At 69.6% G+C, this 204-nt stretch carries 1 pseudogene; it reads left to right on the plus strand.

The features are described 5' to 3' along the window. Positions 1–204, plus strand: a pseudogene (locus IF11_RS43440) (RNA polymerase subunit sigma-70); the annotation flags it as partial.

The raw sequence follows: 204 nt of genomic DNA on the forward strand, positions 1-204 counted from the left end.
CAACGACACACCACCACACACCACCGCCACCACACCCACACCCGCCACCACCCGCGACGCCACCAACCCCGGCAACGCCACCGGCACCACCCCCGCACCCACCCCCGACACACCCCAGTCACCAGCGAAGATCTCCCCCTCCTCACCCGACAACAACCCCACACCCGACAACCGACCACCCGGCTCACCCACCACCACACCAGC

This window comes from Streptomyces scopuliridis RB72, assembly GCF_000718095.1.
GTDB lineage: Bacteria > Actinomycetota > Actinomycetes > Streptomycetales > Streptomycetaceae > Streptomyces > Streptomyces scopuliridis.